We start from the raw sequence: 21,241 nt of genomic DNA, 5'->3' as shown, positions 1-21,241 counted from the left end.
TCAGGAGGAAGACCATGAGCACCGCTCGTGCCGTCATCCCGCTGTCCATGCTTCACCAGGGGCGCCCGGGCCACGCGCGGCGAGGACTCTGGACGGCGCACGCTGCTCGTTGCGGGGATGGCGGACCCCGACATCCACAAGGAGCACGACGAGCTGTTCTTCCTGTCCGGCACCGGCAACGGGTGGCAGCTCCCCATCCATGAGACGCGCGACCTGACGCACCTCCACCCGCACCGCCTGCCTGCCCCAGGGCTGCAACCGGAACATCCGTATCGACGCGGCCACGTTCAATGACACGTCGGGCCGCTGGTTCTTCGATGTCTGGGTCGACCGGGACGGCTCGGTGATTGGCCCGTGCCTCTCCGTGGCCACCCTGGGACAGGCCAACAAGGTCGTCTTCGACGGGGTGTGTCGCAACGCCGGAGACCGCGTGGTGACCCAGGGGGACATGGCCGCCTTCCGTCTCTTCTATTCAAACCTTCATCGGCGCCCGGCGAGCGCACCCGGCCGTTGCGCACCATCGGGGGGCGGGAGTGAGGGCCCTGTCCGCCGGTTGGAACAGCACGCTGGCCTCGAATCCCTCCGTCACCGCTCCCCCCGCACCGGGCCGTGATTCGACATCCATGACGCGACGTGTCACTGTCCTCGCGGAGGTGATGAATGGCAAGTGTCGGCAAGGTCGACGTGGCGCTCGGTGTGCTCAATGGCGTGCTGGGGGATTATCTCCACCGTCAGAACAACGCGCTCGCGACGCCCATGGGGCTCTATCACCAGGGCCTTCCGCTCCCCGTCGAGCGCGAGGCCTTGCGCGCCGCGCATCCGACCTCCACGGGGCGCGTGGCCTTGTGGGTCCACGGGCTCGCCGTGACCGAGGCCGTCTGGGCCTTTCCCTCCGAGCCCACCACGGACTACGGCACCCTCCTGGAGCGTGACGCGGGCTTCACTCCGCTCTACCTCCGCTACAACACGGGCCTGCACATCTCCGACAACGGAGAGACCCTCGCGCACCTGTTGCAGCGACTGGTCGCCGAGTTCCCCGTCCCCATCACCGAGCTCGTCCTCGTCGGCTACAGCATGGGCGGCCTCGTGTTGCGCAGCGCCTGCCACCTCGCCGACGAGGCGGGTCTGCCCTGGCTCTGCCTCGTGAGACGCTCCTGCTCCATCGGCGTGCCCCACTTCGGCAGCCCCCTGGAGCGCATGGGCACCGTCGTCGCCCAGGTGCTCCGCGCCGTGCCCAACCCCTACACGCGCCTCGTCGCCGACGTCGTCGACCTGCGCAGCAGCGGCGTGAAGGACCTGGGCGTCGCTCGACTCCGCCGACAGGACTGGGAAGACACCTCGACGCCATGCACGCCCCTGCGGCCTCCGCAGGGCATCGCCCACCACCTCATCGTCGGCGCGCTCGGGCAGGAGGGGCGGTGGGTCTCCGCCCTGTTCGGTGACGGCGTCGTCTCGCTGGCGAGCGCCTCGGGTCGTACCGGGCCTCGGGATTCGAGCCCGCTGTTTCCTGCGCAGAACGTCCAGGTGGTCGCGGGTATCGACCACGTCACGCTCGCCCACCACGCGTCGGTCTACGAACGGCTGCGCGCGTCGCTCACGATGGAGGCCTCATGAATCGCCTGCGTGGAGTGAAGGACCTGGTCCGGGACGCGGTGGAGCAGGGCGCCACGGCGGTGGAGCGCATCCACCGCTCCACCGCCGCGAAGCCCTTCCAGGTGTTGCGGTTCATCCCCGCGCTCGACGCCCCCCTGGGTGTCCTGCAGTCCCTCCAGGACACGACCCTGGCCGGTACGTATGGGATGGTCCGCTGGGTCAACCGCGCCGTCGACGGGACGCTGGACGTCGCGCTGGACCTCGTCGAGCACCACCAGCGCTCCCGGACGAACGAGGCTCAGCAGGCCTTGCGCGACAGCACCCGAGTCCCGTGAATCAGTCGAGGGAGGACGAGGGCTCCGTGAGCAGGGTGAGCGCCCGTTGACCGGCGGAGAGGTACTCTGGTCGCCGCTGCGTCTGCCCGAAGGCGAGGTCCGCCACCGCGCGGCAAGCGGCGAACCATCGTGCTCGCGCGAGGACGGTGGGGCTCACCGCGCCATACGTCTCCATCGCGGAGGCGAGCATGGGCGCGCCGCCCCAGTGGAGCAGCCCGGCGAGGTCCCTCGCGGGGTCTCCCATGCACGCATCGCTCCAGTCGATGACGCCAGTGAGGGCACCCCGGGCATCCACCAGGACATGCTCGGCCGCGAAGTCTCCATGGAGCAGCCGGGGCGCGCCGCGTCCCTCCGTGGGGCGCTCCAGGAATCGCCGCTCCCACGCCGTGGCCTCCTGGGCTCCGACATGGCCGTGTTCGACGGCGACATGCAGCTCCTCCACGGCGGCCGCCGACCAGGCTTCGAGCTCCGGGTCGTCGTCCTCCGGGACCTCGAGCCGCATGGCCTCGGCCGGCCCGAGCGCATGGAGCGCCCCCAGGAAGGCCCCCAGCTCACGTCCGAACCTGGACAGTCCGAGCCGACCCGCGTCGACGAGCAACGCGGGTCTTCCGGGCAGCTTCTCGTAGCCCCCGAGGCCCGGTGTGAGGCCCTCGGCCGGGCCATCGAGGAATCGATAGAGGGGGACCGGCAGGGGCAGCCGGGGCGCCAGCCACGCCGTCAGGCGCGCCTCCCAGGCCAGGTGTGAGGCGGCTTCGTCGCTCTTGGGGAAACGGAAGACGAAGCGTCCATCCACCTCGAAGGCCTGATGGTCCAGGCCCTCGCCCAGGTGGATGACCCGCGCCGTCGCGAGCGAGGGGAACCCCTCGTGGATGCGCGCGGCGGCCTCCGCCTCCGTGAGGGCTGGAGCCGCACCCACCTGACCCGTGTAACCGGGATATTTCCGCTGCGTATCACCCATGAACCCACCCACCCCGGGAGAGGACCATGGGACTTTCGCTGTCGTCCATCAGCAATCCGATCAGCAACGCCTACAACGCCACGAAGGATGCCGTGACGGAGACGGTCGACAACGTCGTCGACGTTGGCGAGGAGGCGCTCGACACGGCGACGTCCCAGGCCACCGAGGTCTACGAGGGCGTCAGCAGCTTCGTCGAGTCCGCGCCATCCCCTTCCGTCCTGCTCGACCCCTTCGCCACGGCGCGCGACCGGATTGTCGAGACCGCCGAGCAGGGCATCGACTTCGCCCAGGACGTCGGGCGCAGGGTGATTGACGCGGTGGAGGACCAGGTCGACTTCCTCGCCATCGAGAAGCAGCTCGACGACCTGGGCCCGGGGGACAGCTACCAGCTCCGCGCGAGCCTCGATGGCTCGGTGTATGGCATCGGCGGGCGGCTCGAGGGCACGCAGACCCTCACCAAGAACGAGGACGGCTCGTTCACGCTCGCCGTCGCGGGTGAGGCGGGGGCGGGGCTGATGGGGAGCCTCCAGCAGAAGGGGAGTGAGGTCACCGGTGGCGCCTTCTCGAACACCGGTGGCACCGTCGAGTTCACCTTCGACAGCGCCGAGGAGGCGGCGGACGCGGCCCGGACCTTCCTGGGCCCCGTCGCCGGCGGCGTCTCGGGGTTGCTCGATGGGGGCATCGACGGGGCCCTCGACGGGGCGACGCCGGACTACGGCGCGCTGCTCGACAACGTCTCCGCGCTCGAGCTCAACCCGAACTCGTCCACCGAGCTCGCCGCCAGCCTGAGCGGCGGCAAGCAGGCCTCGCTCGGAGGCGGCGTGAACCAGGAGTATGGCGCGAAGGTGCGCCTCGAGTTCGGCGACGGCGCGCCCCGGGTGGTGCTCAGCCAGTACACCAACATCTCCGCCGAGGTGGCCGGTGGCATCCCCGGCCTCAAGGGGGAGCTCGGCGGGGACGTCAAGCTGGAGGTTCAGGAGAGCTTCGAGCTCCCCGACGACCTCAGCGTCAGCGACGTGATGAGCAACCCGGGCAGCCTCGTGAAGGACCTCGCGTCGACGGCGGTGAGCACGGGGGAGGTCTCCGTCTCGCTCACCGCGGACGTGAAGGCGCAGGGGAATGTGCCCATCGCGGGCACGCTCGGCGGCCAGGCCGAGGCCCGGCTCGCGTTCTCCGGTGGTGTGGACGAGGTCTTCGGCTCGGGCGGCATCGAGTCGCTCCTCCAGGGCCGCTTCGGCAAGGCCTTCAACCAGTTCGCCGGGGTGACCCAGCTCGAGGCGAGCCTCACGCCGTACGAGACCGACGTCACCGAGTTCTCCCAGGGCTTCGGCCGGGGGCTGGGCTCCCTCAGCGGCGGCTTCTCCGCGACGACCACCGACCGCAAGGACCCCGCCTTCGAGTACTCGGGCTCGGTGGCGGACGTGCGCGACCAGCTCCGCGACCAGGTCAACCGCTTCCGCCTCCAGGCGCGCTACGCGTAATCCCTCTCCGCCACGGAGGGCCCTCCTCGCCACGGGCCACGAGCGCCCTGGCGAGGAAGGGCGGGCGCGTCAGTACACGAAGATGAGCCGGCCTTCGGAGTAGACGCAGTACAGCTCGCCGGTGGTATCGCCGGCGCAGCAGGTCTGGGCCTCGCCCTCGTTGAAGCAACGCTTGTTCACGAGCGAGCTGCACGCGGGATGGCCCGAGCACGCCAACTGGGAGAGCGCCGAGTCCTGGCTGCTCTCGGGCACGGCCTCGGGCTCGCTGACCGGACCGCCACAGCCCAGCAGGGAGAGGCTGAACAACACCGCTGTCACAACAAGAGCCTGCTTCATGAGGTGCCTCGTCGGGTGAGTGGGACGAAGCCAGCCTAATCCAAGGTGAGCCCGCGTCGATGGGCACCGCATCTCATGAAGGGGAGGGTGCGACGAGACCTCGAAGCCGCCTCGTTCGACATGTGACGCCGATACCAGGGTAACTCCGGTGTGGATGAATCCGACTTCAAGTGAAGCGACTTCGTCCAGGCCGGATCGGGCGTCTGGACGAAAGTGACGGATTCGAATCGGCTGAGGATGTCAGTCGTGCTTGAGCGCGATGATGGGGTCCACGCGCGACGCCCGGAGTGCTGGCAGCCACGTCGCCACCAGCCCCACCGCCAGCAGCACCAGCGGCGCGGCGATGAACGACAGCGGGTCCAGGGCGCTGACCCCGTGGATGAACCCAGACACCAGCCGCGTCAGCGCCAGCGCGCCCGCGCACCCCAGCACCACGCCGCCCGCCACCGAGCCCAGGCCCTGCCGGAGCACCAGTCGCACCACCTGGCCCCGCGTGGCGCCCAGCGCCAGGCGCACGCCCAGCTCCCGCGTGCGCTGACCCACCAGATAGGACAGCACGCCGTAGATGCCCACCGCGGCCAGCAGGAGCGCCAGCGCCGCCATCATCGCCAGCAGCACCATGTTGAAGCGCTCGGAGCCGAGGGAGCGCGCGACGTGGTCCTCCAGCTTCAGCGTCTCCATCACCGGCTGCTGCGCGTCCACCGCCCACACCTCGCGCTGGACGGCCGCGACCACCTCCGCGTGGCCCCCTGGAGCGCGCACCAGCAGGTTGCGCGGAATCATCCGCACGAGCAGGGAGGCGATGCCCTGGGACATCTGTCCGGGCGCCACGTACATCACCGGAGGCGGCTCGTCGTTCAGGCCATCCTCGCGCACGTCCCGCACCACGCCCACCACCGCGCGAGGCACCTCGTCCCGGAGGCTGGGCACCGAGTGCGCCACGCGGATGCGCTGGCCCAAAGGGTCCTCGCCCGGCCAGAACCGGCGCGCCGCCGTCTCGTTGATGACCACCACCGGCTCGGAGCCCGCCACGTCCGACTCCGTCAGGAGCCGCCCGCGCACCAGCCCGATGCGCAGCGCCTGGAAGTAGCCCGGTGTCACCGGGCGGTACTGTCCCCAGCCCGCGCCCGGGCCGTTGTCATCACCCGTGTATCTGCCCTCGATGGAGAACGACATGCTGGGGCCCGCGCCCATGGGCAGCGCGGAGGTGGAGCCGACCCCCTCCACGCCGGGCAGCGCCCGCACGCGCTCCTCCACCTGCGTCTCGAAGCGCTCCAGGGCCTCCAACGTGCCGTAGCGCGCCTCCGGCAGCGACATCCGCAGCACGTGGACTCCGCGCGGGTCGAAGCCCGGCTGGACGTTGCGCAGCGCGAAGAACCCCCGGATGAGCAGCGCCGCGCCCACGAGCAACATCACCGCCAGCGCCACCTGGCCCACCACGAGCAGCGCGCGCGTGCGCCCGCCCGTGGGGCCCAGGCTCGTGCGCTGGGCCCCTTCGCGCAGCGCGGTCTCCAGGTCCGTGCGCGACGCCTGCCACGCGGGCAGCAGCCCGAACAACAGGCCCGTGAGCAGCGACGCGCCCAGCGTGAAGCCCAGCACCGTGCCGTCGATGCCCACCTGCGCTCCGTCACCGGTCAGCAGGGGGGACGTGTCGGGCGCCAGTGACAGGAGCCCGGGCAGCGCCGCCGAGGCCAGCAGCACCCCGAGCCCGCCGCCCAGCACGGAGAGCAGCAGGCTCTCGGTGAGCATCTGCCGCGCGAGCCGCCCCGGGGCCGCGCCCAGCGCCGCGCGCACGACCCACTCGCGGTTGCGCGAGGCCGCTCGCGCGAGCTGGAGGTTGGCCAGGTTCACGCATGCGATGAGCAACACCAGCCCCACGGCGCCCAGCAGCACCCAGAGCGCCAGTCGCAGGTCGCCCGCGAGGAACGTCCTGAGCTCCACCGGGACATAGTCCTGGCCCTCGTCGAGCAGGCCTGGGCTCTGCGTGCGCACGCGTCCACCCAGCGTCCGCAGCATGGCCGTCGCGCCGTCGAGGGTGATGCCCGGGCGCAGCCGTCCGGTCACGAAGAGGAAGTTGACGTCGGCGTGGTCGGTGAGGTCGAGCTGGAGTGGCGTCCACAGGAGTGCGCCCCGGGGATGGGCGAACGTGGCGGGGGCCACGCCCACCACCGTGTAGGGCTCGTCGTTGAGGACGATGGAGCGGCCCACCACATCCGGTGCGCCACCGAAGCGCCGCTGCCACAGCCCCTCGCTGAGGACGACCACGCGGGGGCCGCCCACCACGTCCTCCTCCGGAAGGAAGCCGCGTCCCAGCGTGGGCCTCGTGCCGAAGGTCTCGAAGAAGCTCCCGGTCACCCGGGCGCCCGGCAGCCGCTCCGGCAGACCGTCACCCACGACGCTGAAGCCCGAGAGCAGCTGCTCGTGGGCCGAGACGCGCGAGAAGGGTGAGCCCTCCGCGGTCATCCACGAGTAGGCCGCGATGGACTGTGACGCCGAGCGCCCATGGTCCTTGTTGATGCGCACCACCTGCATCAGCTGGTCGGGCTCGGGGTAGGGCAGCGGTCTCAACAGCACGCCGTTGACCACGCTGAAGAGCGCGGTGTTCGCCCCGATGGCGAGGGCCAGTGTCAGGAGCGAGACGAGCGTGAAGCCCCGGCTCTTGAGCAAGAGCCGGACGGCGAAGCGGACATCCTCGAGCAGCGCGGGCACGGGGGAACCTCGGGGGCGAGTGCCGTCCTACGGCGCCGCGCGCGGGCGATTGCACGCGCGGGCTCGCCCAGGACTCCGGGTCTCAGCGCCGCTGGAGTCCCGGTGCGTGCCCAGCGGGACACCGGGGATTCCCTGGCGGGCGACCTCAGCGTCCGCCGAACAACCCTCCGAGACCTGCCAGCCCGCCGCCGGAGGCGCCGCCGCCGGTGAGCAGGGGGAGGACGGAGAGGACCTTGCCGACGAGCGCGGGGTCCAGGCGCGACTTGAGGAAGTCAAGCAGCAGCGGCGCCACGAGGGTGGCCTTGCTCGCGTCCAGGTTGAAGCGGCCGAGCAGCGAGACGACGGCGGCCACCTCCGCGCCCTGCGCCGCGGCGCCGCCCAGCGCGCCCAGCAGCCCTCCCGCGCCGCCGCCCTGTCCGCCCATGAGTCCGCCGAGCGCACCCATGAGCCCGCCACCTTCCGGCTCGGCGGCGGGCGCGGCCTTCTGCCACGTGTCCATCTCCGGGATGGCCTGGCCCAGCTGGTCCGCGGTGTCCGCGCCGAGCTTCTCCTTCACCGTGCCCTGCACCAGCTTCAGCAGGCCGCCCGCCAGTCCCTGCGCCTGCGTGCCGTCGACTCCGAGCTGCTGGGAGAGCTGTCCGATGAGGTCCATGTCATGTCCCTTCGTGTCCGCGAGGAGCCCCGCTTCGTAGCCGACCTGGGGCCGCGCGTGTAGTGGCCTCGGTTGTTCGCGCAGGACGTCCGACGAGGACGCGCGCGCGTCCGGGGTGAACGCGGACCTCGGGGACCCGGGGCGCCACGGAGTGTTCGCTCCCTCGCATCTGGCGACGTCAGGTGTTGCGGCATGGCACCTGCAATGCATTTTCGGAAAGTCGCCCGCTGTGGCACCGCGAGACATCGCGTCGTGCCGCTCGGGATTGGCGCAGGCCCCCCTCGTGCCTGCCCTGCGCCAGGGTCGACACGAAGCTCCCGCATCAACCTCATGCGCGAAGTCCTCGGGATGGAGCCGATACATGTCTTGTGCAAGTTGTGGGAAGCCTCTGGCTGGAGCCCCGAGCGCGAAGGCCGCGTTCTGCCCCGCCTGCACCGCAGGTCTGAACAAAGCAGGCGTCCCCATCGAATGGGCCGCGAGTGAATGCTCGAAGTACAGAGGCTTGACGGTCAGCGTGGCGATGCTCACCGGGTTGCACAAGAAGTCAGCTGCCCAGTCGGCCGCCGGCTCGGGCTCCGCCCCGACATCCAAGGCGCGCAAGAAGGCTGTCGGGAAGAGTCCCAAGGAGGCGGCAGCAGCAGCGGAGCCCTGCGCGCCAAGCAAGTTGACGGCGCTCCAGCAGAAGAAGATGGATGAGCCGTATAGAAACCTGGACATCCCGCACCTGGACCTCTTGGTCCGCTCCGCGAATCAAAATGGCCTCGGTGACCTGATCAACGGCCTGCAGACCTGCAGGATGCTCATGGTGGGCACGAAGTGGACGGTCGCCATCGACTCCAACCACCCGGACCTCGCCACGATGCTGTCGAGCTTCGCTGGGGTCGAGAAGGGCGCTCTTGAAGACGAGTACCACGAGGTCGCCTTGGAGACTCCCGGCATGGTCGGCACGAAGGACCGGCTGGTTGTCACGGAGTATGGCTACCGCACGGCGAGGGAGCTGAACGAGTACACGCGCAGCTCGGGGCTGCGTGAACACGAAATCGGTATCATGAGCAACCTGGCGCTGAGGCAGCCGCTCGCGCTGAGCAAGCTGGACCTGTCCCAGCCACACCTGCGAGAGGTGCTCCCGAAGCATGGCCAGGAGTGGCGGTTCTTCTTTGGTTATGGTGCCGGCCAGAAGGAGAGGGCTCGCTACGACCTCCTCCTGGATAGAGTCATCTTCGACCCGAGCATCACCCAGGCCATCGTGCTCCCCGTCAACCATCACACCGTGGGGGAGGACAGCAAGAAGAGTCGGCTTGGAATCACGTATCTTGAGCGATACCTCGCGCAACGGAAGGGCCCCTTGGCCCAGCTCAAGAGGGGCAAGGCCGTTGAGTTCGACACGCTGACCGTCGAGACCCTGAGTCTGGGCAACAGGGTGTTCAAGGTCGTGGCCATGAAGCCCAAGCAGGTGATTGCCTACTCTGACATGCAGCAGCTATGGCGCGCCGCGGACAGGTCTTTCACCATCGCGGAAGGAGATCAGTCCTTCAGTGAGGCCATCTCGGCCGGCATTCCCATGGCCTATCAGCTTTGGCGCTCGAAGGGGACTGCGCACAAGCAAGCGCTGTACGACAGCTTCGTCAAGCAGGCAGGGAACATCGCCGAGTTCATCATCCGGTGCGCGAACTACCCCGAGAATGAATTGAACCCTGGCGAGCTGGCGAAGATCATCGAGGACTGTAACAGCAAGCAATTCCTGACGCAGTACTCCGAGTTCGCGGCGGGGCTTGCGGAGACATACGACATCGCGCCTCGCCTCCGGGGATTCGTCAAACGATACTGGGTACGGATGAACCGCCACGCACTGGCCCAGGAGTTCCCTGTCTTCGGGGAGAAGTTCGGGGGCATCAGCGCGCTGGAGGCCGCCGGCCGTTTCGACGAAGCCTATGCGAAGACTCTCGATATGCTTGGGAGTTGTGGAGTTCACCTCGGCCCATTCAATGCTCGGCGGAAAAAGTTCGGGAGGCAAGGGGCTATCAAGGCAGGGATAGGAGAAAGCCTCGAGCGCCAGGCCATGCCACGCGAAGTGTTTGCGTTGATCTACCAATACGATGATTCGGATTTTTCGGAGGGTCAGCCCTCCGCGCCTCCCGCGGGGGCGACAGGTGCGTCGACAGCGACGGCGGCGGCAGGCACCGCGCCCGTGAGAGCCTCCGCCGCCGCTGCCGCGGGCGTGGCTCCGGCTGCTCCGAAGCCACCTACCTCGTGAGCGGGTCGCGCCCTCAGTCCTCGAGCACCGGAGGTGTCGTCTGGGTGAGCACCGCCGGGGGCTCGCCGCGGGTCATGGACAACAGGCCCTTGAAGCAGCGCACGGCGAGCAGCCAGTTCTTGGGGGAGCGCATGTCCAGGCCGCCCAGGAGCTGCTTGAGCATGCTGAGCGTGTCGAAATAGACGCGCTCGCAAACGAGGGTCTCCGACGCATCGAAGATGAAGAACCCCGTCATGCGCACGCGGAAGCGGCTGCCCGTGGGCGGGATGTTTCCCAGGGGGCCCAGGTGGGTCCCCATCAGCCAGAACTCGACGATGACCGCGTCGTCGCTGTGCCGCAGGGAGATGAGCTCGTGGTGCTGGTCGGGGAACGCGACGCGGGTGTTCCGGTAGTACTCGCGCACCGCGGAGCCGCCGTCGTGCACCGTCATCGTGGGGACCAGCTCGTAGTGGGGATGAGGGAACGTCGACAGGACGTCGTCCCACTGCTGCCGCACCTCGTCGCGGAAGTGGTCCAGCACCAGCTTCTGACGGGCCTTGCGTCGAATCTCGGGAGTCATGCTCGCCTCGGTGGCGCTCCCTCGAGCGCACGCTCCAGGGAAGCAGGGCGGGAAGATAGCGTGCCTGCCGGTGGAGGTTCAGGCCGGAGTTCGAGCGCGTCCGACGGCGGAAACGACGAATCGCCAGCAGGAGAGGACCTCCCGCTGGCGACCCGAGTCGTCATCGCCCGGATGAGGGGCGAGCGGTGCTACGGAATCTGCTCGTAGGGGTTGTTGGGGTTGTAGGGCCCGACGATGATGACGCCACCACCACACGTACGGGGACCACCGCGAACCTTGGTCTTGATCTGCATGGTCTGCTCCTGATGGGTGCTGCGTGAACTCCAGTCTCGCGGTGACCGGGTGAGTCGCTCGCGGCTGGAGGGCGGGATTCAATTGCACCTGTAATCAGCCGTCAAGCGACTGAACCGATGCACAGGCTCGGTGATATGGGTTCGAGTGATTGATGCGACATGTCACGGAGCCGGGCTCGGCCCGCAATCCCTGACGCTCCACGGTTGGGATGTCTCGGGGGGGCGTCAACAGTCTGTGTCACGCTGGGTGAATGGTGACACCGCCTGGGTCACGCCTCATGGAAGGCTGATTGCCATCCTTCTGGCTATCACCCTGAGGTGGTAGTGCAGCCGGGTAGACGGCCTGTCTCTGATGCACAGGTGCAAGCAAGCCCGCTTGCGAGGGCCCTCCCGATGTCGCCTTCTGAGCCACGGACGTCCACACGTCGTGACACATTCCAGCGCTGGTCGATCGACACGGGGCAGTTGTGCATCAGCCTGCTCGCGCTGCCTCCGGAGCTCGCGTTCCGCGTAAACCTGCGGAAGGCAGAGTGGCAAGCTCGAGGGTGGATTGATGGTCACCAACTCGTCTTCTCCCAGGGGGAGTGGGCTGCGTTGGGACGACCCGTGGAGGGAGGAGGAGACGATGAGGAGCGCGAAGCGCTGCACGAGGAATGGGCGGTGCTTCAGCACCTCCTGTTGGACTTGGTAGGTCTCGAGCAGCAGGCTATCGATTGTGAGGTCGTAGGGGTCCCAGGTGGAGCGGGGGCTCGATACCGGGTTCGAGTTTCGGGCCTGCTCCTCCCTGATGCGCCCCAGCCCGTTCCCTGGTTCGTTCTGTCCGAGGAGGGTGTGCCCGTTCTGCTCGGGCCGGCTGCTGCCTGGGCCTGTGTGGAAGCCCGCCTGGCAACCCATGCACCCCGCAAGGAGCAGTTCGCGCGGGTGATGCGTATTCGTGGTGTCCTGGAAGACGTGGGGCGACGATTGCCAGGACGTGTCCGGTATACCTCTCAAGGCTATTTGGGCCGGTTCCAACCAGCCCGTTGTCCGCGTGGGATTGCGCTGGGAGCAAGATCCGGAGGCGACGGAGATCATCTCGCTGCAACCCTACGCGGTCCATCCTGATGGGGCAGAATCGACATTGTCTCTCTCGAGCCTCCAGCCAGGAGGTATCGCTGGGGAAGACGCCCGGCGGCCACTGGTCCTTCCTGAAGGTGTCGAGCGAATCCTGGAGAACGTCCGTCCTCTCCAGCGTCGCCTCGCCGTGGACGTCCAACGGGAGCTGGAGGACCCCACTGTCATCATCCCCGAGGGGATGAACGCGGACGCCATCATCGACCTCTCGCACTATTCTGCGCGGGTGCTGGGCTTCGAGGTCCTTCGAGGACGTGACCCCACGGTCGGAGTCGAGGGTTCAGGGCTCGAATGGTTCGACCCCGATGACAAGGGGGCCGACTTCTCGCTCACGCTCCAGGTCGCTTCGCCGGACGGGCGTGAGGGAGTGCCGTTGCGAGTAGCTTCTCGGGAGCTTGCGATGGAACTCCACGTCGCGAACGAGGCCGCACTGGCGCGAGGCGACTCGAAGCCCATCGTCGTGGCGGGGGCCCGCATTGCTCCGAGCGAAGACCTGCGGCGTCAATTGATGTTGGCGCTTCAGTTGTCGGCACCTGATCCCCAGTCGACTCCCTCCGCCAGCGCCGAACCGGCGCCTTCGTCACGGGTGAAGAAGCCCCTTGAGGCCGTGAAGGTGCGAGAACTCGATGCGTCCGCCACGGAGGGGGCCCTGTCTGGCGAGGCGGACCCCGTGCCCTGGGAATTGCTGCGCGCAGTCATGGTGACAGGCGTCGAGCTCAAGCTTCATCAGAGGCAGGGAATCGAGTGGCTGTGGCGTCGCGCGCGGGAGGTGACGCCCGGTGTCCTGTTGGCGGATGACATGGGGCTGGGAAAGACGCTCCAGGTTGCCTGTTTCCTCACGCTTCGACGGATGATGAACCAGGACCATCTGCCTCCTGGCGCACGGCTGAAGCCCCAGCTTGTCGTGTGTCCCACCATCCTGTTGGAGAACTGGCGGCAAGAGCTAGCGCGCTTCTTCATCGAGTCCACGTGGGCGCCCTTCATCCTTCATGGCCCCGGTCTGGAGGCCGTCAAACGTGAGGGGGAGCTCAACGGCGCCTTCCTTTCCCGACAGGACCTGGTTCTCACCAACTACGAGACGCTGGGAGCCTATCAACGCTCGTTACTGAAGGTGGACTTCGATGTGGTCGTGTTCGACGAGGCGCACAACCTCAAGAACCCGGACACGCTGCGTTCGCGGGCGGCCCGTGCGTTGAAGCGCTCCTTCGCGGTCGGCCTGACAGGTACGCCGGTGGAGAACGAGCTGTCGGATGTCTGGGCCCTCTACGATGCGCTCCAGTGCCGCCAGCCTCGCGTCTTCGGTACGCGGGCGGCGTTCCGCGAGGAGCACCAGGGAGAGCACGCCGTCCAGACGCTGCGTCAACGCCTGCGCTATCCCTCCGCGGGTTGCACCTTGCTGCGGCGGGAGAAGTCGGAGGCCCTGAAAGACCTCCCACCCAAGAGCCCTCATCGCAGGCTGGTCGAGATGACGGAGGCTCAGGAGTCCCACGAGCGACTCATCGCGCGGAAGATGACTTCGGAAGGCTCGCTCTGGGCGCTTGCCGCGCTCCAGAAGCTCTATCAGCATCCCGCGCTGCTGACGGACGCTCGGGGACTGTCCTCCGCCACGGCGCTAAGGGAGAGCCCGAAGACGCAGCTGTGCCTGGATTTGTTGTCGGAAATCGAGAGCCAGGGCGGCGGGGCTGGCGCTCAGAAGGCCCTGGTCTTCGTCCTCTCCCGGGCCATGCAGGATTTATTGGCGCAGCTCATCTCGGAGCGGTTCTGTCTGGGGCGTGTTGATATCCTCAATGGTGAACCGGCGAGCCGGAAGGCAGCACTTGAGAACATCGAGGTGTTCTCCCGGGCGAAGGGGTTCCAGGTCTTGATTCTGAGTCCATTGGCCGCGGGCGCCGGGCTCAACATCACCGCGGCGAACCACGTCATCCACTATGGACGTTGGTGGAACTCAGCGAAGGAAGATCAGGCGACGGACCGTGCCCACCGCATCGGGCAGGTGCGACCCGTCCATGTCTACTACCCGTTGCTCCACCGCCGGGGCCGTCCCGACGCAGGTTTCGACCTGAGGCTCCACGAGTTGGTCGAGCGCAAGCGCGCCATCGCGCGGGATTTCCTGTCGCCCATGGACGAAGACGCCCGGCAGTACATGGGCGTCTTCCAGGAAGCTCGTGAAGAGGGGGAGGGCTGAAGCATGGAGATACTGACGTCACTCTGGCGAGACGAGGCACTGCGGTATGCCGTAGGTACCATCACGGGCTTCTCGCTGTTGGCCCTGGCCCTGGTGTTGTTTCGGAGGCGGAAGCTCCTGCGCGCCATCGAACTGCTGGATGCGCATTTGGAGGATGTTCTCGAAGGACGCAAGCAGGAGCCTGGTCCGCAAGAGGAAGCGCGAGCGCTGTGGCGGGCCATTCGTGAGTTGCTCGTCTTTCCTCCTGGGATGCAGCCCGTTCCTCTGCCCGCGCTCATTCGCGCGGAGCCGTCTCAGGGGTTGCGTGAGGCCTGTCGGGCGCTGTTCCGGCACTCGTGGGGACATGCGCTGGGAAAGAGCCTGACCGGCGTCTCTCTGGTCATGACGTTCGGCCTCTTGGGAATGGTGTTGGTGGGGCCCGTCAGGGAGGCCTTGATGGGAGGTGGCGGGGCAGGGGCCTCGCAGGCGCAACTCCTTTCAGTGGCTATCGGGCAGATGGGGGCGAAGTTCTTCGTCTCGGCGATGGGGTTGGTGGGGTCGTTCTTGTTTCAGTCCGTTGCGTCCATCATTGAGAGTTTGTTGCTTGCCCGACTGGATGCCATGCGGCCACGCTTCGAGTCCGCCACCAGGACGTTGGAGGCGCACGACATCGTGCTCGCGACCGAGAGGGGGGACGCACTGGGCACATTGAAGGATGAACTGGTGCAGACCCGCCGCGAGCTTTCCGAGAGACTTCTCCGACTGGAAAACGTCGAGGTGACTCTCCAGGACATCGGCACCCATGTTCTGTCGACCTTCGGCTCGATGATGAAGGAACAGGTCGGTGATGTCATCACCCGGCAACTCTCGGCGGTAGAGAGGGCCGTGCGAGAGATTGCCGCGGACCTCCAGCGCTCCATCTCCTCGGGTTTCGCGCTGACACTGCAGCAGGAGATGTCCATGGTCCGCGACAGCCTGGGTTCCATCCAGCAGTCGCTCTCCTCGCGGCAGGAGCACGACCTGGGGCGCATCCTCGAGCAGCTTCGGGACTCCGTGTCGGGAGGATTTCATTCCCAGTCGCAGGACATGGCTCGACAAATGCAACAACTGATGGGCGTGCTGCCCCGGCTCGAACAGCAGTTCGAGACCATGGCCCGGATGATGGGGACGCAGGCTCAGCAGTGGGGCGAGGAGAACCAGCGCGCCATCCATGTGCTCAATGAGCGTGTCGCCACGGTTGTCGAGAGCTTCGACCGGGTCCGCGATGGGTTGGTGAGTGCCACCGCGGGCGTCCTCGCCGCATCCAAGGAATCTTCACAACAACTGGGGGTCGAGAACCAGCAGATGCTCGGCCATTTGGAGCGCAGCGTGGAGTCCGTCGTGGGACGGTTCGAGCAGGTGCTCGCGGGGATGGATGCGAGCACGCAGCGGCTCGTGCAATCGACCTCGCAGTCGGCGCAGCACATCCAACAGCAGGCCGGAGAGCAGGCGGACTTCCTGTCGCGACAGGTGGAGGCGCTCCGTGCGGCTGCGAATGTGGATATGAGCAACTTCCAGAGTCGCTCCGAGGAGTTCGCGAGGGTCATGGGGACGACCCAAGACGGGCTCCGACAGCTCACGGAGCAACTGCGCAACACGGCCGCCCAGCTGGTTTCTGCGACCCGGGGAGCAGGAGAGACGCAAGACAAGGCGCGAGGGGCCGCGGCGCAGATGGAGCAGGTGACCCGCCAACTCAGCGAGACCGCCAAGGAGTTCATGCAGGTTGCCCAGAGCCGCCGCGAGGTGGCCAAGGTGGAGGAGGGGCTGCTCAGTGCACAACGGCAGGCGTTCGAGCGTGTCCAGCCAGTACTCGACGGATTGGCGCGTAACTACGAGGAGTCCGTCCAGCGCCAGGCGCAGACCCTGAGTGGCAAGTGGGGCAAGGTGATGCAGGACATGGAGAGCGTGGTGGCGAGGTCCTCGGGAGAGCTTGCCCAGGGGGTCGATGCACTCAACGAGACGGTCCAAGCGCTCAATAAGGCGCTGACGACCCAGGTGCGCCGACCATGAGTGCCTCGGGGGATGGGAGCGAGAAGTCGCTGGCGGACCTGATGGCGGGCGTCGCGGTGGTGTTCCTGCTGCTGGCGGTCATCTTCATTCTGGAGGCGCATCAGCAGCGTGAGGCTGCCATCCGCGACAAGGAGGCCGCCATCGAGAAGGTGGATTCGCAGAAGGAGGGGGTCGAGAAATCGCTCAGCAGGCTGCGTTCGGACTTGCTTCAGTTGGACGCCAAGCTTGACGGTGGGTTCATCGCGCTCAGTGGATTGGATGGTGGTGTGAATGCGCTGGAGATCGAGTTCAAGAACCTCCAGTTTGCCCTGGGGAAATGTCAAACGCCTCGGACCTATGTCGGCCAGTTCGACGATGGTGCGGTCGACCTCATCGAACAGGTCTGCCTCGCGGTGGATGATATGCGTGATGCAGGCGCCGAGCCGTCCATCATCCTGGAAGGGCATACGGACGACCGCCCCTTCCTTGGGACGAGTTCGGAGTGCGGAGTCCGTGACGGGGTGGTGGAGTACAGCTTCGAGAACAACGTGCGAGCCAGTGCAGCGCGTGCGCAGGAGGTATTCTTCACGGTGCGCAATCGACTTCCCGAAGGGAGCAAGGCGCGGACATGCTTCGATTCGAACTTCGTCGTCTCGGGACGAGGGCAGATGGCGCCACGGCCTGGTGCCGATGGGGGTGACGCCGAGAACCGACGCCTCGTCATCCGCGTGCGTGGCGACCTACGCCTGTAGGAGGCTGGATGGACCTGGATGCATGGCTGACAAAGGTGCAGGAGCGGCAGCACATCGCGCTCGCAGGGCTCGGCACGTTCCAACAGCAGGTGGAGCGCGGGCTGCAACAGCTTCAGTCCAGCCTGGATGAAGCACAGCGGCGCATGGACGAAAGGGAGCCAGGACGCGTCCAGCGGATGGTGGCGTTGCTCGACGTGGATGCGCTGCTTGGGAAGGTGAATAGTGGGCTCCACTCGGAGTTGAGTTCTCGTGAGCGACGCGTCGTGCCTTCGTTCTGGCGCAAGGTCCAGCCTCTGCGCATGGCGGAGTTCCTGGATCAGTTCCCGGACGGGTGGCCCCGGCTCGTGAGGCAACGGCTTCGCGATTGGTGTCTGGCGGATGCGGACTCTGAGCATCTGCGCGAATGGACGGGGCTGACCCGTCGGTGTCCGAAGGACTTGCCCTTGTTGCGGTGGCGTCTTCCTGTGTCCATTGAGCTGGCACTCGAGCCAGAGGGGCCCAGGAGCGTTGCGGCTGGTTGGGGAGCCTGCCCGCTGAGTGAGGTGGTCGCCATGCTCGGGCAGGCTGGGCTGCGGCCCTCGATTGGCTACGCGGGACACGTTGTCGCGGAGCACCTGTTGCGACAATGTGTCGCTCGCGAGGATGTGTCGGAGTCTCTGCTGTATCTGGTCGAATCGCAGGAGGGGCGGGCGTGGCTGCCGAGCGCGACCGGTGGAGGGAGTGTCCTGGGTGCTCCGGTGGAGGCACGCGTCGCCGTCGTCGCGGCGCTGTTGGAGTGCCGTGCGCGGGGCCGTGTCGGCAAGGACGTGCAGGCTCTCGTCGAGGAGCGGCTCATCGCGCGGGACAGTGTCTTCGGGGACCCACGACTGTCCACCCTAACGGAGGCCTGGAGTGCTGTTCGCAAATGCTCGAAGCCGGCTTTCGAGGCATTCCTTTCGGCACTCATCCAGCAGGACCTCGAGTTCTTCTTCGAGAAAGCGATGAACAAACGGGACAGGCATGTCTTCTGGTTGGGCTACCTCGGCGTCATCCAATCGACGACCTGCTGGCTGGCTCCGGATGCCTACGACGCATTGCGGAGGAACGAGAGAACGCTCCCCCCGGAGCAGCAAGCCGCGTTCAGGAGGGCGAGGCGCTTGGCGAAAGGGGACGTGAACGCCTTCTGTCTGCGTTTCAGTGAGTATTCGGTTGTCGAGTTTTCCGATACAGGCAATGCGACGTATGTCTATGGGCATGGCGTCTTCGGTGAGAGGGTGCTGGGTGGAGGGGTTGAGAGCGCGAATGATCTCAAGGTCAGACGTGAGGCGAAGCGCTGGTTGAGTCATCAGTCGAACTGGGAGCCTCGGTTCGAGCAGGCGCTGCTGGAACTGGGTATCGAGCGCAAGCCCAGGGGCCCGAACAAGTCCCCGTTTCATGCATAGGAGCAAGCTGGTGCTGACCGTAGTGACTGCTCTATCGTAGGTGGATGGCAATTTTCTGGTATCTGCTCGTCACGTTGTTTGGCGCGTTGGGTGTGCTCTCGGTGCTGCGGGCGCTCGAGCGGCTTGTTTTCGGGGGTGGCAGCGGCTCGCTCTGCGTTCAGGCAGGCCTGGGACTCGGCTTCTTGATGCTGGCGAAGAGAGCGCTGGGCAAGGCGAGTGGTAAGGGGCGCGCAACTTCAGGCGAGGAGGGTAGGGCACCAAAGCCTGAAGGCAGGCGGCACGTATCCCATTGAGTGAAACAGGCTGATAGTGTCATCTCTACGTGAGGGACGCATGCACAGGGCATCCGTGGTGGCGATCATCCTTGGGGTGCTTGCCCTCGTCGTGGTCGGGGCTCTCGTCTCGCGCGAGCGCTCGGCTGCGGAGGCTGCGATGACCACCGTGCGCGAGTCCGTCACCGGCTCGTCGCTCGACCAAGCTCCCGCGACGTTACCCCCGTCTCTTATTCCACCCGCTGAGTCCGAGGACACGGCTGTGCGCCCCGCCTCCGCTGTCCTCCTGGAGGGGGTCGTCCTCGACGAGGACGACCAGCCGGTGACGCGGGCGACGGTGGCCGCGATGACGCCGCCCCGACTGATGAAGGATGTCGCTCGACCTGCGGGTGAGCCGGACCTCGTGGAGCAGGCTGGCGGGTTGACGCAGCGGTTCGGAGACTACGTCTCCGACCGGTTCGAGACGGAGGTCGACGACGCGGGCCGCTTCGTTCTCGAGGTGGCCCAGGCGGGGCCCCACTTCCTTGTCGCCTCAGCGGAGGGCTACGTCGTCACACGCGTGGACGTCTCGGCGCCCGCCAAGGACCTCCGGCTCGTCTTGCGCGCCGGTGGGCAGGTGGTGGGCAGCGTGGTCAGCGCCTCGGGAATCGTGCTCCCGGAGGTGAATCTCTTCCTGTTCGCCGAGGGCAGACAGACCCATGTCGCGGAGGCCACGAGCGATGAGCAGGGGCGCTTCCAACTGCGCACCGTGCAGCCCGGCCGATACACACTCAAAGCGATCTTCGACACGGGCGCCCCGCATCGGGTGTCGCGCGTCATCGATGTCCGTCCCTCGGAGCCAACGACGGTGACCTTGCGGATGGACACAGGGCGCTCCGTGTCCGGCACCGTGGTGGATGAAGCCGGGCGCCCCGTGGCTCACGCCGAGGTGTCGGCCCGGTCGGACCCGGAAGCCCACGCCGAGCTGTACGAGCGAGAGCATGGTCACCGCGTGTCGGATTCGTCCGCGCGCACGGATGCTTCGGGGCGGTTCACGGTCCACCACCTGCTACCTGGCAACTGCCTCCTCTCCGTCGAGAAGCCTGGCTACGTGCAGCGTGAGCACGATGGCGAGGACTCCTGGCGCACCGTCCTGGCGGGCGCGAAGGACGTGACGCTGGTGATGCGCTATCAGGGCAGCATCCTGGGGCGACTCCGGCGCTCGGACGGCACGCCCATCACCCGCTTCACCCTCAACGACGAGCCCTTCGAGCACGAGGACGGGGCCTTCCGGTTTCCCATCCAGCAGCCGGGCGTGACCTGGCTGACGTTCGATGCCCCGGACCTGCTGCGCACCCTCCGCGAGGTGCGAGTCGAGCCCGGTCAGGACGTGGACCTGGGCGACCTCATCCTCGAAGGTGGGAAGCGGATCCGCGGACGGGTGCTGGACACGAGGACCTCCGCTCCCATCGAGGGCGCGAAGGTCGTCGTCCAGCACACGCAGGCGGGTTCCGGGGGCACGGAGGCCCCGGAGCTGGCGAGCGCGAGGACGGACGCGACAGGGGGCTTCGAGCTCGCCCCGGTGGAGCCCGGCTCACTGCGCCTGGATGTCTCCCGCTCCGGCTACCTGCCCCTGCGAGGCTCGCTGCGTGTGAGCGAGGAGCCGCTGGAGCTGCGCCTCTCCTCGGGCGCGCGAGTGTCGGGCACCGTCAAGGACCGCGAGGGGCGGCCCGCGGACGTGGTGCTGCGAGTCTTTCCCCTGGGGGACCACCAGGGCCACTCGCCCAGCATCCTGCAGGTCCGGGATGGGAGCTTCGACGTGGCGGGGCTGGAGCCCGGGGAGTACGTCTTCAAGGTCCTCTCCGTGCACGACTCCCTGGGGAATGCCTGGTCGGAGAAGCGCTCCGGCCGCTATGTCCCACGCAGGGTCACGCTGGCGCCCGAGGAGCAGCGGGTGCTCCAAATCCAGGAGCAGGATGGGCGCTCCTCGCTGCGTCTGCGCATGCCCCGCTTCACGGGCGTCGCTCCAGAGGATGTCGCTCCTCACTCGGCGGTGCTCATCCCGGGGACCGTCCCGCAGGTGCGCACCTATTCAGGCTTCGAGCGGCTCATGCGTGAGCAGGGCGTACCCGCTCCGCCGAAGCCGTCCTCTCCCGAGGTCGTCTACGACGCGCTGCCCGCGGGCCGTTACACGTACCTGCTCGTCGGAAAGCGCCCCCAGGGAGGCCCCTACCTGGTGCACACCGAAGTACTGGTGGTGCCCGAGGCCCAGAGCGTCACCCGGGACCTCCAGCCCGTCTGGTCCCCCATCACGCACATCATCCTCTGACGGGTGCCGCGCG

Annotated in this window: 15 protein-coding genes; 10 read left to right on the top strand and 5 right to left on the bottom strand. The window is 67.3% G+C overall.

The genetic code is table 11. From position 1 onward, the window contains the following. The first annotated feature begins 117 nt into the window (after positions 1-117). The 3 genes from OWM54_RS08275 to OWM54_RS08265 all read left to right on the top strand — a co-directional run bounded on the left by OWM54_RS08275 (position 118) and on the right by OWM54_RS08265 (position 1,928). A complete protein-coding gene (locus tag OWM54_RS08275; protein ID WP_267697140.1) occupies positions 118-294 on the top strand; it encodes a hypothetical protein in 177 nt (58 codons plus the stop codon). A gap of 366 nt (positions 295-660) precedes the next feature. Next, entirely contained in the window at positions 661-1,614 is a 954-nt protein-coding gene (locus OWM54_RS08270) for an esterase/lipase family protein (RefSeq protein ID WP_223785230.1), read from the top strand. Continuing rightward, entirely contained in the window at positions 1,611-1,928 is a 318-nt protein-coding gene (locus OWM54_RS08265) for a hypothetical protein (RefSeq protein ID WP_223748828.1), read from the top strand. The genes OWM54_RS08270 and OWM54_RS08265 overlap by 4 nt, the downstream gene beginning before the upstream one ends. Position 1,929: 1 nt before the next feature. Here the strand turns inward: OWM54_RS08265 and OWM54_RS08260 are convergent, their stop codons facing one another. Beyond that, complete coding sequence (locus OWM54_RS08260; RefSeq protein ID WP_223785232.1) at positions 1,930-2,886, bottom strand: phosphotransferase family protein; 957 nt, start codon at positions 2,884-2,886, stop codon at positions 1,930-1,932. 26 nt (positions 2,887-2,912) lie between these two features. On the opposite strand from OWM54_RS08260, the gene OWM54_RS08255 reads away from it, so the two are divergent. Beyond that, positions 2,913-4,367, top strand: a complete 1,455-nt coding sequence (locus tag OWM54_RS08255; RefSeq protein ID WP_267697139.1) for a hypothetical protein — start codon at positions 2,913-2,915, stop codon at positions 4,365-4,367. A 69-nt stretch (positions 4,368-4,436) separates the two neighbouring features. Here OWM54_RS08255 and OWM54_RS08250 read toward each other — a convergent pair whose 3' ends face one another. The 3 genes from OWM54_RS08250 to OWM54_RS08240 all read right to left on the bottom strand — a co-directional run bounded on the left by OWM54_RS08250 (position 4,437) and on the right by OWM54_RS08240 (position 8,064). Further along, positions 4,437-4,703 (bottom strand): hypothetical protein, encoded by a 267-nt coding sequence (locus tag OWM54_RS08250; RefSeq protein ID WP_267697138.1) that lies wholly within the window; start codon positions 4,701-4,703, stop codon positions 4,437-4,439. Between the two features lie 240 nt (positions 4,704-4,943). Then, positions 4,944-7,412, bottom strand: coding sequence for an ABC transporter permease (locus OWM54_RS08245; RefSeq protein ID WP_267697137.1), 2,469 nt, complete (start codon positions 7,410-7,412; stop codon positions 4,944-4,946). 145 nt (positions 7,413-7,557) lie between these two features. Further along, positions 7,558-8,064, bottom strand: coding sequence for a DUF2780 domain-containing protein (locus OWM54_RS08240; RefSeq protein ID WP_267697136.1), 507 nt, complete (start codon positions 8,062-8,064; stop codon positions 7,558-7,560). A 502-nt stretch (positions 8,065-8,566) separates the two neighbouring features. On the opposite strand from OWM54_RS08240, the gene OWM54_RS08235 reads away from it, so the two are divergent. Continuing rightward, complete coding sequence (locus tag OWM54_RS08235) at positions 8,567-10,318, top strand: hypothetical protein (protein ID WP_267697135.1); 1,752 nt, start codon at positions 8,567-8,569, stop codon at positions 10,316-10,318. A 13-nt stretch (positions 10,319-10,331) separates the two neighbouring features. On the opposite strand, the gene OWM54_RS08230 is transcribed toward OWM54_RS08235, so the two are convergent. Further along, positions 10,332-10,877, bottom strand: a complete 546-nt coding sequence (locus tag OWM54_RS08230; protein WP_223785237.1) for an ester cyclase — start codon at positions 10,875-10,877, stop codon at positions 10,332-10,334. A gap of 1,227 nt (positions 10,878-12,104) precedes the next feature. Here OWM54_RS08230 and OWM54_RS08225 point away from each other — a divergent pair. The 5 genes from OWM54_RS08225 (at position 12,105) to OWM54_RS08205 (ending at position 21,228) form a co-directional block, all read left to right on the top strand. Continuing rightward, positions 12,105-14,468: a DEAD/DEAH box helicase gene (locus tag OWM54_RS08225; protein ID WP_267697134.1), complete on the top strand. Its 2,364-nt coding sequence runs from the start codon at positions 12,105-12,107 to the stop codon at positions 14,466-14,468. A gap of 3 nt (positions 14,469-14,471) precedes the next feature. Further along, positions 14,472-16,496 carry a hypothetical protein gene (locus OWM54_RS08220; protein WP_223785239.1) on the top strand — a complete coding sequence of 675 codons (2,025 nt, stop codon included), beginning with the start codon at positions 14,472-14,474 and terminating at the stop codon, positions 16,494-16,496. Further along, positions 16,493-17,227 carry a hypothetical protein gene (locus tag OWM54_RS08215; protein WP_223785240.1) on the top strand — a complete coding sequence of 245 codons (735 nt, stop codon included), beginning with the start codon at positions 16,493-16,495 and terminating at the stop codon, positions 17,225-17,227. The genes OWM54_RS08220 and OWM54_RS08215 overlap by 4 nt, the downstream gene beginning before the upstream one ends. 8 nt (positions 17,228-17,235) lie before the next feature. Continuing rightward, the gene (locus OWM54_RS08210) at positions 17,236-18,648 is read left to right on the top strand and encodes an EH signature domain-containing protein (RefSeq protein WP_267697133.1); all 1,413 of its coding nucleotides are present in this window, start codon (positions 17,236-17,238) and stop codon (positions 18,646-18,648) included. Positions 18,649-19,182: 534 nt separating this feature from the next. Continuing rightward, the gene (locus OWM54_RS08205) at positions 19,183-21,228 is read left to right on the top strand and encodes an MSCRAMM family protein (protein WP_267697132.1); all 2,046 of its coding nucleotides are present in this window, start codon (positions 19,183-19,185) and stop codon (positions 21,226-21,228) included. Positions 21,229-21,241: the final 13 nt, after the last annotated feature.

The organism is Myxococcus sp. MISCRS1 (assembly GCF_026626605.1).
GTDB classification, from domain to species: Bacteria; Myxococcota; Myxococcia; order Myxococcales; family Myxococcaceae; genus Myxococcus; species Myxococcus fulvus.
The sequence above is the reverse complement of the archived record's forward strand: the minus strand, read 5'-3'. Positions and strand labels throughout refer to the sequence as shown.

Excerpts from the sequence above, each read along its gene's own strand:
- OWM54_RS08275 (WP_267697140.1), top strand. The coding sequence starts at position 118 with ATGGCGGACCCCGACATCCACAAGGAGCACGACGAGCTGTTCTTCCTG.
- OWM54_RS08210 (WP_267697133.1), top strand. The coding sequence starts at position 17,236 with ATGGACCTGGATGCATGGCTGACAAAGGTGCAGGAGCGGCAGCACATC.
- OWM54_RS08230 (WP_223785237.1), bottom strand. The coding sequence starts at position 10,877 with ATGACTCCCGAGATTCGACGCAAGGCCCGTCAGAAGCTGGTGCTGGAC.
- OWM54_RS08250 (WP_267697138.1), bottom strand. The coding sequence starts at position 4,703 with ATGAAGCAGGCTCTTGTTGTGACAGCGGTGTTGTTCAGCCTCTCCCTG.
- OWM54_RS08265 (WP_223748828.1), top strand. The coding sequence starts at position 1,611 with ATGAATCGCCTGCGTGGAGTGAAGGACCTGGTCCGGGACGCGGTGGAG.
- OWM54_RS08240 (WP_267697136.1), bottom strand. The coding sequence starts at position 8,064 with ATGGACCTCATCGGACAGCTCTCCCAGCAGCTCGGAGTCGACGGCACG.
- OWM54_RS08255 (WP_267697139.1), top strand. The coding sequence starts at position 2,913 with ATGGGACTTTCGCTGTCGTCCATCAGCAATCCGATCAGCAACGCCTAC.
- OWM54_RS08270 (WP_223785230.1), top strand. The coding sequence starts at position 661 with ATGGCAAGTGTCGGCAAGGTCGACGTGGCGCTCGGTGTGCTCAATGGC.
- OWM54_RS08220 (WP_223785239.1), top strand. The coding sequence starts at position 14,472 with ATGGAGATACTGACGTCACTCTGGCGAGACGAGGCACTGCGGTATGCC.
- OWM54_RS08215 (WP_223785240.1), top strand. The coding sequence starts at position 16,493 with ATGAGTGCCTCGGGGGATGGGAGCGAGAAGTCGCTGGCGGACCTGATG.
- OWM54_RS08260 (WP_223785232.1), bottom strand. The coding sequence starts at position 2,886 with ATGGGTGATACGCAGCGGAAATATCCCGGTTACACGGGTCAGGTGGGT.